Consider the following 14317-nt stretch of genomic DNA (forward strand, 5'->3'; position numbering starts at 1 on the left):
ATGTCTGCAACGATCGATCGAGCCCCGGCAGGCTCACACGACCGCCGGACAGCCTCGGGGTGTGACGCTGCCGCTGGGGTACCGGCGCGGCGTCACGCTGCGGCGGGGGTGCCCAGCAGGGATGCGAGGTTGTCGGCGAGGTCTTGCGCGGACGACGTCGGACGATGGAACGGGACGAAGTAGACGCTGGTAGCGGTCGAACCCTCGCGCAGAACCGTGACCCCGGTGAGATCCACGTCCACCACGAAATCCCGATTCCGGGTGTGAGCGCACCCGCCACTCGAGGGCTTACGCGTCAGCAGGTGGGCGGGGATCCATCCGTTCTCCGCGGCATCGCACATCCCGGCCAGATCGATTGGATCCACGGACACCGCGGCGTCCAGGGCCACGACTTCGGTGTTCACCGCGGCCATGGAATCCCCGAGCTCGCGGCCGAACGCCCGCACCTGGTCGACGTTCAGTGGCGTGGCACCCGAACCGTCATGAACCACGACCCGTGCCGTGGAGACGATCGCGAGTCGCCCGGAGGCCGTGTCGGCCACGGCCGCCACGAGCTCCGGCAACTCCCCCGTCATGAGGAGTTCGTCGGTCTCACCCGGGGTCAGCCACTCAAGACCCGCCAGGAAGTGTGCACTGGCCGCCACGATGCGTACGGAGGGGTCCGGAGCGAACTTGGCGATGTCCACGCGCACGTCCACGGTCTGCCCCGCCGGGGTCAGCGCAGCGACGTCGGGGTGAGGAGCCGCGGCCATGACCATCCGGCCGTTTGGCATGAACCCGTGCGCCAAGCACGGCAGTGTAGGTTGACCCTCGAGGCGGTAGGCGACCACGTTCGCTCGGCCCGCGCCCGCGAGCATGCGGTGCGCGAGTGACACGACTCGCTCCGACACGCCCACGTACCCGAGCTGTGCACCGTTGTCAGTTCGACCCACGACCGTCCCCGCTTCCGTTGTGACCAATCCCACCGGGTCCGCCGAGAACATCCCGATCGCACCCGATTCGCAAAACTTAGGAAAGCCTAACCTCCCCAAAAGGTGGACGGAAGGGTTTACGACGAATTTGGTCAGATTTTTATGACCTAAACGAAGGTGATTCATATCACGGACGTGTGCGATAGCATCGCAGCATGCCTCCCCTACCCCTCCGACCCCGTTCATCCCGCGCCGCCCGGCGATCACGCTCGCCGCGGATCGCCGGGGCCGCGGCACTGACCGGGGTGGCGTTGCTGGTCTCCGGGTGCGGGGCCTTAAGCGGGGACGCCCAGGGGGACGCGGGGCAGAATCCCGGCGCAGCGACGTCGTCCGCCACCAACCGGGCGACGAGCGAGACGGCCCGTGCGAGCGAGCCCGGTAAGGGCCCGGAGTGTCCCGAGGACGCGTGCTTCACCGTGGCGATGACCGGTGATCTCCTGCTGCACGAAGGCCTGTGGCGCAACTTCGCGGTGGACCCGGCCATGAACGAAAGCAGACACTTCGACTTCGACCCACTGCTGGCCGGTCAGAAGCCGTACCTGGACCAGGCCGACGTGGCCATCTGCGAAATGGAGACCCCGGTGGCGCCCAAGGGTGGGCCCTACTCGGCCTACCCGAGCTTCAGTGTGCCGCCGGAGATCACCGTGGCGGCCAAGAACACGGGTTACGACGCGTGCACGTCCGCGACCAATCACACCGTGGACCGCGGCACCGAGGGCGTGAACCGGACCTTGGCGACCCTCGACGAGGCGAGCCTCAAGCACACCGGCTCGTACACTTCCGAGCGCGCGTCCAAGGAGCCCATGCTGCTGGAGACCCCGGCCGGGACCGTGGCCGTGGTCACCGGGACCAACAGTCTCAACGGCCAGCGGGCGGAGCACGACTGGCAGGTGGACCGGCTGCGGGACCCCGCCGAGGAGCCGCAGCCCGCGCGACAGGACATCGACCGCGCCGTGGCGCAGGCGAAGAAGGCGCGCCAGCAGGGCGCGGACGTGGTGATCGCGGCCATGCACTCGATCATCGAGTACCAGGACGACGCCGACGCCTACCAGAAAACCACGGCCCACTCGCTGATCGATTCCGGTGCGTTCGACGCCGTGTACGGTCACGGTTCGCACAGCGTGCAGCCCATCGAGCACTACAACGGCAAGTGGATCGTCTACGGACTGGGCAACACCGTCACGGAGACATCCCCGGCGTACGAGAACAACAACCAGGGTCTGATCACGCGCTTCCAGTTCGCGCGCGGGGACGACGGCGGGTGGCGGGTCAGCGACCTGGCCTGGGCACCGAGCTCCAACACCCAGGACGGCCGGTTCCAGTGGTGCTCCACGGCCTCGGACCAGCCCAACGGCGTGTGCCGCTCCCCCCAGGAGGACCGGCAGATCCGCGAGCGCATCGCGGGGATCATCAACACGGACTCGGCGAGGGCGAACGGGTTGCGGGAGTGGCGGGTCGCGGAAGAAACGGAAGACTGAGCGGCGGAACGTCCACGAGAGAAGGCCGGTTCCACGAGACCCCGTGAGGGTCCCGGAACCGGCCTTCTCCGTGCTCGTGACGGGGGCGTCAGCCCTGCACGCCGAGCTTCCCCAGGATGATCTGGCGCACGCGTCCGGCGTCCGCCTGGCCGCGCGTGGCCTTCATGACCGGTCCGATCAGGGCGCCCACGGCCTGGACCTTGCCGCCCTTGATCTTCTCGACCACGTCCGGCATCTGGGCCATGGCGTCGTCCACGGCGGCGGTGAGGGCGCCGTCGTCGGAGACGACCGCGAGCCCGCGGGACTCCACGATCTCCGCCGGGGTGCCCTCACCCTCGACCACGAAACCGAGGACCTTCTTGGCCAGCTTGTCGTTGATCTTGCCGCCGTCGATCAGCCCGTTGAGTTCGACCACGTGGGCCGGGGTCACGGGCAGGTCCGCGATCTCGACCTCGCGCTGCTTGGCGAGGCGGGCGATCTCACCCATCCACCACTTGCGCGCCACGGCGGCGGAGGCGCCCGCGGCAATGGTCTGCTCGATCTCGTCCAGCACACCCGCGTTGACGACGTCGCGGAACTCCTCGTCCGTGTACCCCCAGTCCGCCTTCAGCCGCTTGCGGCGCTCGGCGGGGGGCTCGGGAAGGCTCGCGCGCAGTTCCTCGATCCAGTCCGCCGTGGTCACCACGGGCACCAGGTCCGGTTCGGGGAAATAGCGGTAGTCGTCCGCGTCCGACTTGGGCCGCCCCGCGGTCGTGGACCGGGTGTCCTCGTGCCAGAAGCGGGTCTCCTGCGTGACCTTCTCCCCCGCGGCGAGCACAGCGGCGTGGCGCTGGATCTCGTAGCGCACGGTGCGCTCCACGGCGCGCAGCGAGTTCACGTTCTTCGTCTCCGAGCGCGTGCCGAACTGCGTGGCGCCCTTGGGCATCAGGGACACGTTCGCGTCGCAGCGCACGTTGCCGCGCTCCATGCGGGCGTCCGAGATGCCGAGGTTCTTCACGATCTCGCGGATCGCGGCCACGTAGACGCGGGCCAGTTCCGGCGCCCGCTCCCCCGCACCCACGATGGGCTTGGTCACGATCTCGATGAGCGGCACACCTGCGCGGTTGTAGTCCACCAGGGAGTACTGCGCGTTCTGGATCCGCCCGGCATCCCCGCCCATGTGGGTCAGCTTGCCGGCGTCCTCCTCCATGTGGGCGCGCTCGATCTCCACGCGGAACTCCGTGCCGTCCTCCAGCTCGAGGTCCAGGTGCCCGTCGAACGCGATGGGCTCGTCGAACTGCGAGGTCTGGAAGTTCTTGGGGGTGTCCGGGTAGAAGTAGTTCTTCCGTGCGAAGTGGCACTTCTGCGCGATCGAGCAGTTCAGCGCGAGACCGAGCTTGATCGCGGATTCCACTGCCTTGCCGTTGACCACCGGCAGAACGCCGGGCAGCCCCAGGGACACCGGGGTCACGTTGGTGTTGGGCTCGTCCCCAAAGGTGTTGGGGGCGGCATCGAACATCTTGGTCTTGGTGTTCAGCTCCACGTGCACCTCGAACCCCAGGACGGGGTCGAAGCGCTCGAGGGCTTCCTCGAAGGACAGCACGTCCTGGCTCATCACTTGCCTCCCTGCGCGGCAGTGGCCGCAAAGTCACGAACGGTGGCGGTCACGTCGGCGCGTTCCCGCCACAGCGGGCCGCCCCACTGCTCGGTGAGCAACCGCTCCAGACCGGCCCCGGCGCGGTACACGCGGGCGTCCTCGCGCGCCGGTGCCATGAACTGGATCCCCACGGGCAGCCCGTCCTCCGGTGCCAGGCCGCCCGGCAGGGAGATCGCGGGGATCCCCGCGAGGTTGGTGGGGATCGTGGCGATGTCGTTCAGGTACATCTGCATGGGATCCGCGGACTCGTCCACGCCCCCGATGTCGAACGCGGTGGTGGGCGCGGTGGGCGAGATCAGCACGTCCGCCTCCTCAAACGCCGCCGCGAAATCACGCTGTACGAGCGTGCGCACCTGCTGCGCGGAACCGTAGTACGCGTCGTAGTACCCCGCGGACAGCGCGTACGTCCCCAGGATGATCCGGCGCTTGACCTCGTCCCCGAAGCCTGCGGCGCGGGACGCGCTCATGACCTTCTCGATGGTGGGCGTGCCCTCGGGAGTGACGCGCAGACCGAAGCGCACGCCGTCGTACTTGGCCAGGTTGGAGGAGACCTCCGAGGACATGATCAGGTAATAGGCACCCAGCGCGTACTCGAAGTTGGGCGTCTGGACGTCCACGATCTCGGCGCCCGCGGCGCGCAGGAGTTCGAGGGACTCCTCGAAGCGCTGCTGCACACCGGCCTGGAAACCCTCGCCGCTCAGCTGCTGGACCACGCCCACGCGCAGACCCTTGAGCCCGCCCTCGGCAGCTCCCTCGCGCGCGGCGCGGGCGTAGGAGCCCACGGGATCCGTCAGCGAAGTGGAGTCGGCAGGATCGTGACCGCCCACGACCTCGTGCAACAGCGCGGCGTCGAGCACCGTGCGGGAGCACGGGCCCACCTGGTCGAGCGAGGACGCCATGGCAATCACGCCGTAACGGGACACCGAACCGTACGTGGGCTTGACGCCCACCGTGCCGGTCACGGCCGCGGGCTGGCGGATGGAGCCACCGGTGTCCGTGCCCAGGGCCAGGGGCGCCTGGAACGCGGAGACCGCGGCGGCGGAACCGCCACCGGAACCGCCCGGGATCTTGCGCAGGTCCCACGGGTTGCGCGTGGGACCGAACGCCGAGTGCTCGGTGGACGAACCCATGGCGAACTCGTCCAGGTTGGTCTTGCCCAGGATGGGCATGCGCGCCGCACGCAGCTTGCGGGTCACCGTGCCGTCGTACGGGCTCATCCAACCCTCGAGCATCCGGGACGCCGCCGTGGTGGGCTGGCCCTTGGTCACGATGAGGTCCTTGACCGCCACGGGCACACCCGCGAGCTCGGGCAACTGCTCACCCTTGGCGCGTGCCTCGTCCACGCCACGGGCCACGTCCAGGGCCTCCTCGCGGTTGCGGTGCAGGAACGCGTTCAGCCCGTCGGTCCCGCGTGAGCGGTCCTGGGCGTCCAGCGGGGTGCCGTCCGTGGCCTCGATCTGCTCGAGGTGCGCGGTCACGGCGTCCACCGAGGAGACCTCACCGGAGGCCAGCTTGGCCGCGAGGTCCGCGGCGGACAGTTCTAAGATGCGCTCGCTCATGCTCACTCCCCGTCCAGGATCGCCGGGACCCGGAACTTGCCGTCCTGGCTGTCCGGTGCGTTGCTCAGGGCTTCCTCCTGCGTGAGGGTCTCCCCCACCACGTCCTCGCGGAAGACGTTGTGCAACGGCAGGGGGTGGCTCGTGGCGGGGACGTCGTCCCCGGCGGCTTGGCTGACCGAGGCCACGGATTCGACGATGAGATCGAGTTCACCGGCCACGCGGGCCAGTTCCTCGTCCGACATCTCGATGCGCGCGAGTTCGGCCAGGTGCGCCACCTGCTCGCGATTGATCGCAGACATGCATGCTCCTGGTATTCGCTGATTGGTTCCGATCCAGTCTAGCGAGCGCCTACCCTGGACTCAGCACTCCCGTTCTCCCGCCGATCTCCCGAAGGGGTCCCACTTCGTGGCTCAGTCCTCCGCCCGTTCATCACGACGCCGCTCCACGCCTTCCAAGGGCACCTCCCGGATGACCCGGGCGGACGCCGCGCGCGCCCGCGTGGATCACGACAACGCGTGGCGACAGTGGGTCTCGGACTCCGCCGTGGAGACCGTGGACACCGCACTGAGCCACGTCCAGGCGGTCGTGGAGGAACAGGTGCGCCAGTACGGAGCATTCCCGGCCTTCCTGGTCACCGGCGCCAAGGACGGGGAGTTCGAACTGGATTCGGTGGACCCGTCTCGCGTGAACGATCTGGCCCCCCAGGACGTGCTGGCCGAACTGCGGGACATCGCGCGCGAGAAGGCCTCCGGATTGCTCGTCGCCGCACTGGCCTACCCCGCCACCCTCCCGGACCGCTCCGGTGCCACCGCGGTGATCGTGGAGGTCGCCCACCGCGAACGGCTCAGCCTGGAAGTTATCCAGGAATACAATGTCGTGGAGGCCAAGGGCCGCACGTTCGTGAACTTTGGCGATCCGCACACGGATCGAGCGGATCCGTGGTTGTTCGCGGTGCGTGACTGAGACCCGGACATCGCCTCCTCCGACGGGACGACCCGTCAGCACACCGGATAGCTCGGGGACGACCCCGCCCGGACCGGGGCGCGCACAGTCCCGAGAATCGAGCTGACGCTTCCATGTTCCCCACGCGTCGTTCCATCCTGACTCCGGGAGCCCTGGCCCGCGTGATCGCGGGATGGGGATTCTTCGTGCTGCTTCAACTCTCCGGCTCGCTGCTGGCCCCACCCGTGTCCTCCCCGCTGCTCGTGGGGGCGCTCGTGGTGATCGTGGGCGTGATCCTGTACGCGGCCACGGGCGTCGTGCGACAGGCCGAACACCTGGCCCACCGGCTCGGCGATCCGTACGGTTCGCTGGTGCTGACCCTGTCCATCGTAGTGATCGAGGTGGTGTTGATCTCCGCGGTCATGCTGGGCCCCGGTGAGCACGCCACGATCGCGCGGGACTCCGTGATGGCCGTGGCCATGATCATCCTCAACCTGGTAATCGGTCTGTGCCTGCTCGTGGGCGGCCTCAAGCACGGGGACATGGCCCACAATCGGACGGGAACCTCCAACTACCTGGCGCTGCTCGTGGTCCTGAGCGCCCTGACCTTCGTGCTACCCGCGGCGCTCGGCACCGACGGCGCGTACCAGCCGTGGCAGGAGATCTCCATCATCGCGGTCACCGTGGCGATCTACACGTTCTTCCTGTACCGACAGACGGGCGCGCAGGCCGTGGACTTCACCGAAGTGGACCCCCGGTTGCGCCCGGGTCCGGAGACCGCGGCCCGGGAGACGACGACGACGCGTCCTTCCCTGCGCTCGGTCCTGGCCGAGCACCGCACCGAGATCCTCGCGCGCCTGGCATTGCTCGTGATCACCGTGGTGCCCATCGTGGTGCTGTCCCACGACATGGCTTCCCTGTTGGACGATGGGCTCGGCCGTGTGGGGGCACCGCCCGCGCTGGCCGGCGCGCTGATCGCGGCCATCGTGTTCCTGCCCGAATCCCTCACCGCGCTGCGCGCCGCGCTGGCCGGGGAGATCCAGCGCGTGAGCAACCTGTGCCACGGGGCGCTGGTGTCCACGGTGGGGTTGACCATCCCGGCGATACTCGTGATCGGGCTGCTCACCGATCAAACGGTCGTGCTCGCCGAGAGCCCCGCGAACCTGGTGCTGCTCGGGATCACGCTGGGACTGTCCCTCACCACGTTCGCATCCTCCAGGGTCACGTCGATCCACGGTGCGGCGCACCTGGTGATCTTCGCGGCCTACGGGATCACGGTGTTCTCCTGATGCGCGACTGACCCCGCTGGGAGGCCCAGCGGGGTCAGTCCGACAGCGGATCAGCGAGCCGCGTTCACCACGCGGGGAGCTCGGGCAGGGCGCCCTCGGACTCCACGAACTCGTCGTCACCGCGGGCCAGCCACCGCAGCATGCCCTCGCGGTCGGAGGTGATGAGCTGACCGCCGTCGCCGATGATCCACTCGTCCCGCTCCTCGGTGCGCAGGGTCATCCCCGGGGCACCCTTGGCCCGCATGGTGCGCACCGCGGCCTCCACGGCGTTGAGCAGGGAGTCCGGGTCCGCTTCCTCCACGGTCCACGTGGTGTCCAGGTCGTGGTGGTGCACCACGACCTCCGCGATCCGCACCGCGGGCACGGACGTGGCCGGGACGGGCTTACCGTGCAGGTCGAGCTCTTCGGTGACGATGTCGCCCTTGAGACGCTCGCACTGCTCGGCGAAGAACTGTGCGTTCTGCTTGAAGGTCTCGATCAGCTCGTCCTTGGGCAGCGCGGCGAGCTCGTCGATCTCCTGCTCGCGCGCCTCGTGGGACTCGTAGGGCTGCTGCGGTTCACCCGTGGTGGCCCAGTCGATGAGCTTGACCAGGGCGCGGGCGTTGGAGGCCAGGTGCGCGATCACGTGCGCGCGGTCCCAACCCTCGCACAGGGTGGGGCCCACCATTTCTTCGTCCGAGAGGGACTCCACGGTCGCGAGGAACATGTCGGTCTCCCGCCTCAGACGGGAGAGGTCGGAGTTGAGGCGTGCCGGATTCATCATGGCTCCCACTGTAGTAATTCCCCACGCGAGCCAGCGCACGATGGCAGGGCCCAACACATACGCATATCGTCCGAGTCCCCCATGGGCGGAGCCCCGGGCTGCCGCGCGAACCGCGCTGCTCCCGGGGCTCCGATCATGCTCAGGACACCGTGTGGGCCAACTGCTGACGCAGTTCGCGGCGCGTGCGCTGGGCCTCGGGCGAGGGCACGGGCACCGCGGCGAGCAAGCGCTTGGTGTACTCCTGCTCGGGGTGGCGCAGCACCGCTTCGCGCGAGCCCTGTTCCACGATGTGCCCGTGCTGCATGACCACGATCCGGTTGGCGAGCCGGTCGATCACCGCGAGGTCGTGGGTCACGAACAAGCACGCGAAGCCCATCTCCGCTTGCAGCTGCTCGAACAATTCCAGGACCGTGGCCTGCACGGACACGTCCAGCGCGGACGTGGGTTCATCCGCCACGAGCAGTTTCGGCTTCAGGGACAGGGCCCGGGCGATGCCCACGCGCTGCTTCTGACCGCCCGAGAGCTCGTGCGGGTAACGGTTGCGGTAGTTGCGCGGCAACCGCACCTGGTCCAGGAGTTGCTCGATGCGCTGCTGCAGTTGCGCCCCTTTTGCCTCGCCGGCCAGGAACATGGGCTCACCGATCGACTCACCGATCGGCAGCCGCGGGTTCAGCGAGGACGCGGGGTCCTGGAAGACCATGCCCACGTCCTTGCGCACCGCGTTGAGCTTGGCGCGCGGGGCACCGTGCAGTTCCACACCGTCCACCACAAGCGATCCCTCGACCACGGGCAGCAGTCCCACCGCGGCGCGGCCGATCGTGGTCTTGCCGGAACCGGATTCACCCACGAGACCCACGGTCTCCCCGGCTGCCACGGTGAGGCTGACGCCCTCGACCGCGCGGAACGCGGGGTTGCGGCCCTGCTTGGGGTACTCGATGGCCACGTCCTTCAACTGCAGCACCGGTTCCACGACCCGCTGGGCGAGCGTGTCCATGGACGCTGCCTCCGCCGTGCTGCGGTCCACCACCATGGGCATGACCACGGAACGCTCGAGCGCGGCGACCATGTCCACGGACTCGTCGTTCTCGTTGCCCTGGCCCAGGTGGGGCACGGCCTCGAGCAACGAGCGGGTATAGGGGTGGCGCGGTGCGGTGAAGATCTGCTCCGCCGTGCCCTGTTCCACGATCAGGCCCTTCTGCATGACCGCGATGTTGTCCGCGAGGTCCGCCACCACACCCATGTCGTGGGTGATCAGGATGACCGCCGAGTCCAGCTGGTCCTTGAGGTTGCGAATCAGGTCCAGGATCTCCGCCTGCACGGTCACGTCCAGGGCCGTGGTGGGCTCGTCCGCGATCAGCAGTTTGGGGTCGCACGAGAGGGACTGCGCGATCATCGCGCGCTGCCGCTGACCACCGGAGAGCTGGTGGGGGTAGGAACGGAACGCCTTCTCGGGGTCCGGCAGTTCCACCATGGTGAGCATCTGCCGGGCACGTTCGGCGGCCTCGGCGGGTGAGATGTCCCGGTGCAGGCGGATGGTCTCCACGATCTGCTGGCCCACCGTGTACACGGGGTTCAGCGCGGTCATGGGCTCCTGGAAGATCACGGCGATCTCCTCGCCACGCACGCGCCGCAGCGCGTTGCCGCGCAGCCCGATCAGTTCCTCCCCGGCCAGCACGGCCGAACCGCGCACGCGTGCGTTGGAGGGCAGCAGCCCCAGCATGGACATCGAGCTCGCGGACTTGCCCGAACCGGACTCCCCCACGATCGCGAGCACCTCCCCCGCTGCGACGTCGTAGTTCAGGTCGATCGCGGCCGGCACCCAGTCCCGGTCCACGCCGAAGTCCACGGACAGCCCGCGCACGCTCAGCACGGGTTCACCGCGGGCCACGGTCCTGCGGGCCGGGCCGCGCCGCACGGTGGGTTCGTTGCGCTGCGCCCGCCGACCACGCCGTTTCTGCGCGCCCTCGGCGGTGGCACCCGCCGCGGCACTGCCGTCGGCGGCTGCACCCGCGGCCGCGGTTCCGTCGGCGCGACCGGTGACCGCAGCGGCGTCGGCGGCCGTGGCACCGGACGATCCGGCGGCGCGAGGGTGAGCCTCGGAGGGGTTAGCGGGGCCTTCGGTGGCCACCCGCCCGTCGCCGCTCGGCGTGCCGTCCCACGGGGCGTTGTGCTCGGCGGCCGTGGCCTCGTGCGACGACGCCGCGTTCGGGTCCTGCGCCGCGTCGTGGGGTCGCGGGGTGCCCTCGGGCTGGTTCGAGGTGCTCATCGTGTGTGCTCCATCGTGTCGAGAACTGGGCGCGCGGCCGCGGCACGCGCGCATTGCCTAGCATGGGGGTCATGACCCGAGAAACCGCCGGCGAGCCCGAAACCTACCGAGCGTCGTCGGCCCCGTGGCTCACGGGATTCCTGGTGGTCCTGGGTCTGGTGATGTGCTTCGCGGGCTGGGGCCACACCGTGGCGCACCACGTGGGCGCCGTGTTCGGTGGTCTCGCCCTGGCGGCGCTCGGGTACGCGCTGTATTGGCGCCCCCGGCTCGAGGTGCACGCGGACGAGGTGCGCGTGGTGAACCCCCTGCGCACGGTGAGCATTCCGTGGAGCCGGATCGTGGACGTGCGCACCCGTTTCGCGGTGACCATCGCCACGGACCAGGGCGCCCACTCGTGTTTCGCCCTGCCCTCCGCCGGTGCGGGCGCCGCCCTGCGCTCCGGTGTGGACGCCGTGAACCGCAATCACCCGATCGCCCGACCGGGCGGCGCGGTGCGCGTGGGCGACCTGACCTCGACCGCTTCCGGCGCCGCCGCGCACCGCGTCCGCGACACGTGGCAACGCAAGATCGAGACCGGTGAGCTGGACGTCTTCGCCCGGGACGCCGCACCCGATCCGGTGCGGACCCGGTACGCGCCCGGCCCGCTCGCGGCGGTCGTGCTGCTGGCCGCCGCGAGCGCCGTGCTGTTCACCGTGTGAACTGATCATCGTCCGTCCCGGGCGGTGTCCCCGCGCGTCCCGGTCTCGGCCCCGGCGTTCACCGCGGGCTTCGTCCCCGGCTCGGATGCGGTGAGCGCGTCCGGGTACTGGTCCGTGCGCTCGCCGGTCTCGCGGGCGCGCTTGGGGTTGAACTTGCGCTGGCGCGGGTCGAACGCGTCACGCAGACCGTCACCGATGAAGTTGATGGTCAGCGCGATCGCCACGATGAACACACCCGGCCACCAGAACAACCACGGACGGGTCGCGAAGGCGGTCTGGTTCTCGCTGATCAACCGGCCCAGGGACCAGTCCGGGGCCTGGATACCCAGACCCAGGTAGGACAGCGCGGTCTCCAGCAGGATCGCCGAGGACATCAACAGCGTGATGTTCACGGTGATCACACCCACGGTGTTGGGCAGGATGTGCTTGAAGATGATCCGCCCGCTCGAGGCACCGGCCAGTCGCGCGGCGTCCACGAACTCGCGCTCGCGCAGCGTGAGGAACTCACCGCGCACCAGGCGCGCGAGCGGCGGCCACGAGGCTAGACCGATCAGCAGACCCAGGGCGATCACCGTGGCGAACGTGGGCAGGTCGTGGGTGCGCACCCACGAGATGGCTAGGCGGCCCAACAGGGCTGCCAGGATCACCAGGGGGATGATGATGATCACGTCGGTCAGACGCATCAGCACGGCCTCGGTCCAGCCCCGGAAGTACCCGGAGAGGCCACCCACCACGGTGCCCACGAGGCCCGCGATAAGGCCCACCACGATCATGACCACCAGGGAGTACTGGGTGCCCTGCATGGCCATGGCGAACAGGTCACGGCCCAGGTTGTCCTGGCCGAACGGGTGCTCCCCGAGCGAGGGCGGGAGCAGGGACAGCGTGGGCCGGCCGCCGTTGAGCACGGTTCCCGTGGCGTCCGGGTTCCACTTCCACCATCCCGGGATGGGACCGACACCCAGCGAGGTGACGGACAGCACCACGATGAACAACAGGACGATCAGGGACACGACGGCGCCCGTGTTGCCGAAGAACCGCTGGCGTACCAGCTGCCCCTGGCTCTTGCCGCGCACGTCCTCGGGCTTATCGCCGGTCTGCGGGTTCTGTTCGACCTGCTGGGGGACGTCGATAGGTTGTGGCTGGCTCATGCTTTCACCCTCACGCGCGGGTCGAGTACGGAGTACACCAGGTCAGCGATCAGGTTGAAGACCATGGCGACAATGCCGGTGATCAGGAACACGCCCATCACCGGGTTGGGGTCTACGTTGCGCACCGATTGGATGAACAACTGCCCCATACCGGTGAACGCGAATACGGATTCCGTGATGATCGCGCCGCCGATCAGACCGCCGATGTCGTAGGCCACGAGCGTGGCCAGCGGGATCAGCGCGTTGCGGAACGCGTGACGCATGACCACGGTCCGCTCCGACAGGCCCTTGGCGCGCGCGGTGCGCACGTAGTCCTGGCCCATGATCTCCAGCATGGACGCGCGCGAGTACCGCGAGTAGGACGCGAGCGCCAGCAGGGTGATACAGATGGTGGGCAGCAAGAGGTGGGTGAACCGGTCCAGGCCGGTGATCCAGAAGTCACCCGACAGGCCCGGGGTGGAGGAGTTGGCCGTGGCGATGGGCCGGCCCCGGATGTGACCGGAGTTCACGTAGTCCGGCCACGACTGCATGAAGCGGTCCAGGATGATCAGCAGGGCCACGAAGAAGCCGGTGACCCCGCCCACGCGGGCGCCTTGACCACGGTCGTAGCCACCGGCGACGTAACCGGCTCCCACACCCACCAGGATCATCACGACGACCAACGCCAGTAGGGTCAGCAGCCCGCCCCCGACGAAGAGGGCCTGGACGGGGAAGTACAGCACGAGACCCACCACCACGGTGGCCAGCCCGGCGTACAGGGCCCGCTTGTTGCGTAGTCCCGCCATGAGCACGGTGGCGATCACGGCCACCAGAATGCCGGTCAGTGCGATCAGCGGGATGCCCAGGAAGGGGTGCGCGAGCCAGTTGGTCGCGAGCACGAAGTAGATGATCCCGAAGGTGACCACGAAGCCCAGGACACCCATGAGGATGCGAGTCCGCATGCGCCCGAACGAGACCAAGAACCAGATGAGCCCGGCCACCACGGAGATTGCGAGCAGCGCCCCGATGGACAGTGACGGGTTCTGCAAAAAGTCGTTGAACTGAATGGCCGCCACTTCCTTGAGCAGCACCGCGAGCCAGAAGCTCGGCAGCGAGAAACACAGGAAGGTCAGGAACGTGATGCCGTAATCCAGACCCGAGTACTGCCGCAGTGCGGAGACGATACCCAGGGTGATACCCACGACGATGGCCAGGATGGTGCCGATCGTGACCAGCATGATGGTCTGGCCCATGGCGAAGGAGAGTAGGCTCGTCACCTCCTGGCCCTCGCGGCTCACGCCCAGGGAGCAGGTGTCCGCAAAGGGCACGAGGCACCCGAGTGCCCCGCCGAGCCACGTGAAGTAGCGCAGCACGGGCGGTGTGTCCAGGTTGAGGGCCTCCACGCGGGCGGGGATCAGCTGTTGGGCGTTGGGGTTTCCGTACAGGTCCCACAGCGGGTCGCCGGAGGCCGCCGTCATGAGGTACACGAGGAACGATGCGCCCAGCAGGATGAGGACGGCGGTGATGAGCCGTCTGAGGATGTAAGAAATCATGATGCTGCCTCTGAACGAGTGGTGGTCACGACGCT

Annotated in this window: 12 protein-coding genes; 4 read left to right on the top strand and 8 right to left on the bottom strand. The window is 68.7% G+C overall.

The annotated features are described in order from the left end of the window. Positions 1 to 92: 92 nt before the first annotated feature. Positions 93 to 875 (bottom strand): hypothetical protein, encoded by a 783-nt coding sequence (locus J1M36_RS03810; RefSeq protein ID WP_286738489.1) that lies wholly within the window; start codon positions 873 to 875, stop codon positions 93 to 95. Positions 876 to 1126: 251 nt separating this feature from the next. On the opposite strand from J1M36_RS03810, the gene J1M36_RS03815 reads away from it, so the two are divergent. Beyond that, complete coding sequence (locus J1M36_RS03815) at positions 1127 to 2449, top strand: CapA family protein (RefSeq protein WP_206478685.1); 1323 nt, start codon at positions 1127 to 1129, stop codon at positions 2447 to 2449. An 88-nt stretch (positions 2450 to 2537) separates the two neighbouring features. Here J1M36_RS03815 and gatB read toward each other — a convergent pair whose 3' ends face one another. From gatB to gatC, 3 genes are read right to left on the bottom strand one after another with little or no spacing between them, the layout of a single operon-like run. Continuing rightward, positions 2538 to 4043 carry an Asp-tRNA(Asn)/Glu-tRNA(Gln) amidotransferase subunit GatB gene (gene gatB, locus J1M36_RS03820; protein ID WP_206478686.1) on the bottom strand — a complete coding sequence of 502 codons (1506 nt, stop codon included), beginning with the start codon at positions 4041 to 4043 and terminating at the stop codon, positions 2538 to 2540. Further along, on the bottom strand, positions 4043 to 5644 hold the full coding sequence (gatA, locus tag J1M36_RS03825) for an Asp-tRNA(Asn)/Glu-tRNA(Gln) amidotransferase subunit GatA (protein ID WP_206478687.1): 1602 nt from the start codon (positions 5642 to 5644) through the stop codon (positions 4043 to 4045). The genes gatB and gatA overlap by 1 nt, the downstream gene beginning before the upstream one ends. A 2-nt stretch (positions 5645 to 5646) precedes the next feature. Continuing rightward, a complete protein-coding gene (gene gatC / locus J1M36_RS03830) occupies positions 5647 to 5943 on the bottom strand; it encodes an Asp-tRNA(Asn)/Glu-tRNA(Gln) amidotransferase subunit GatC (RefSeq protein ID WP_064846057.1) in 297 nt (98 codons plus the stop codon). 106 nt (positions 5944 to 6049) lie between these two features. On the opposite strand from gatC, the gene J1M36_RS03835 reads away from it, so the two are divergent. Together J1M36_RS03835 and J1M36_RS03840 are read left to right on the top strand one after the other, a co-directional pair. Continuing rightward, complete coding sequence (locus tag J1M36_RS03835; RefSeq protein WP_242670629.1) at positions 6050 to 6607, top strand: hypothetical protein; 558 nt, start codon at positions 6050 to 6052, stop codon at positions 6605 to 6607. 113 nt (positions 6608 to 6720) lie between these two features. Further along, positions 6721 to 7875: a calcium:proton antiporter gene (locus J1M36_RS03840; RefSeq protein ID WP_206399465.1), complete on the top strand. Its 1155-nt coding sequence runs from the start codon at positions 6721 to 6723 to the stop codon at positions 7873 to 7875. 64 nt (positions 7876 to 7939) lie between these two features. On the opposite strand, the gene J1M36_RS03845 is transcribed toward J1M36_RS03840, so the two are convergent. Then, positions 7940 to 8638, bottom strand: coding sequence for a maleylpyruvate isomerase family mycothiol-dependent enzyme (locus J1M36_RS03845; RefSeq protein WP_206478688.1), 699 nt, complete (start codon positions 8636 to 8638; stop codon positions 7940 to 7942). Between the two features lie 139 nt (positions 8639 to 8777). Beyond that, positions 8778 to 10904, bottom strand: a complete 2127-nt coding sequence (locus J1M36_RS03850) for an ABC transporter ATP-binding protein (protein WP_241246793.1) — start codon at positions 10902 to 10904, stop codon at positions 8778 to 8780. A gap of 71 nt (positions 10905 to 10975) precedes the next feature. Here J1M36_RS03850 and J1M36_RS03855 point away from each other — a divergent pair, with 71 nt between their 5' ends. After that, complete coding sequence (locus J1M36_RS03855) at positions 10976 to 11602, top strand: PH domain-containing protein (RefSeq protein WP_231885520.1); 627 nt, start codon at positions 10976 to 10978, stop codon at positions 11600 to 11602. A 5-nt stretch (positions 11603 to 11607) separates the two neighbouring features. On the opposite strand, the gene J1M36_RS03860 is transcribed toward J1M36_RS03855, so the two are convergent. Beyond that, entirely contained in the window at positions 11608 to 12750 is a 1143-nt protein-coding gene (locus J1M36_RS03860; RefSeq protein WP_082943255.1) for an ABC transporter permease, read from the bottom strand. Further along, a complete protein-coding gene (locus J1M36_RS03865; RefSeq protein ID WP_064846104.1) occupies positions 12747 to 14282 on the bottom strand; it encodes an ABC transporter permease in 1536 nt (511 codons plus the stop codon). The genes J1M36_RS03860 and J1M36_RS03865 overlap by 4 nt, the downstream gene beginning before the upstream one ends. Positions 14283 to 14317: the final 35 nt, after the last annotated feature.

Origin of the sequence: Kocuria sp. KRD140 (assembly GCF_017168375.1) — a bacterium.
Classification (GTDB): domain Bacteria; phylum Actinomycetota; class Actinomycetes; order Actinomycetales; family Micrococcaceae; genus Kocuria; species Kocuria marina.

Bases quoted from the DNA above. Each gene is read 5' to 3' on its own strand.
- J1M36_RS03855 (WP_231885520.1), top strand. From the start codon at position 10,976: ATGACCCGAGAAACCGCCGGCGAGCCCGAAACCTACCGAGCGTCGTCG.
- gatC (WP_064846057.1), bottom strand. From the start codon at position 5,943: ATGTCTGCGATCAATCGCGAGCAGGTGGCGCACCTGGCCGAACTCGCG.
- J1M36_RS03865 (WP_064846104.1), bottom strand. From the start codon at position 14,282: ATGATTTCTTACATCCTCAGACGGCTCATCACCGCCGTCCTCATCCTG.
- J1M36_RS03860 (WP_082943255.1), bottom strand. From the start codon at position 12,750: ATGAGCCAGCCACAACCTATCGACGTCCCCCAGCAGGTCGAACAGAAC.
- gatA (WP_206478687.1), bottom strand. From the start codon at position 5,644: ATGAGCGAGCGCATCTTAGAACTGTCCGCCGCGGACCTCGCGGCCAAG.
- J1M36_RS03815 (WP_206478685.1), top strand. From the start codon at position 1,127: ATGCCTCCCCTACCCCTCCGACCCCGTTCATCCCGCGCCGCCCGGCGA.
- J1M36_RS03845 (WP_206478688.1), bottom strand. From the start codon at position 8,638: ATGATGAATCCGGCACGCCTCAACTCCGACCTCTCCCGTCTGAGGCGG.
- J1M36_RS03850 (WP_241246793.1), bottom strand. From the start codon at position 10,904: ATGAGCACCTCGAACCAGCCCGAGGGCACCCCGCGACCCCACGACGCG.
- J1M36_RS03840 (WP_206399465.1), top strand. From the start codon at position 6,721: ATGTTCCCCACGCGTCGTTCCATCCTGACTCCGGGAGCCCTGGCCCGC.
- gatB (WP_206478686.1), bottom strand. From the start codon at position 4,043: ATGAGCCAGGACGTGCTGTCCTTCGAGGAAGCCCTCGAGCGCTTCGAC.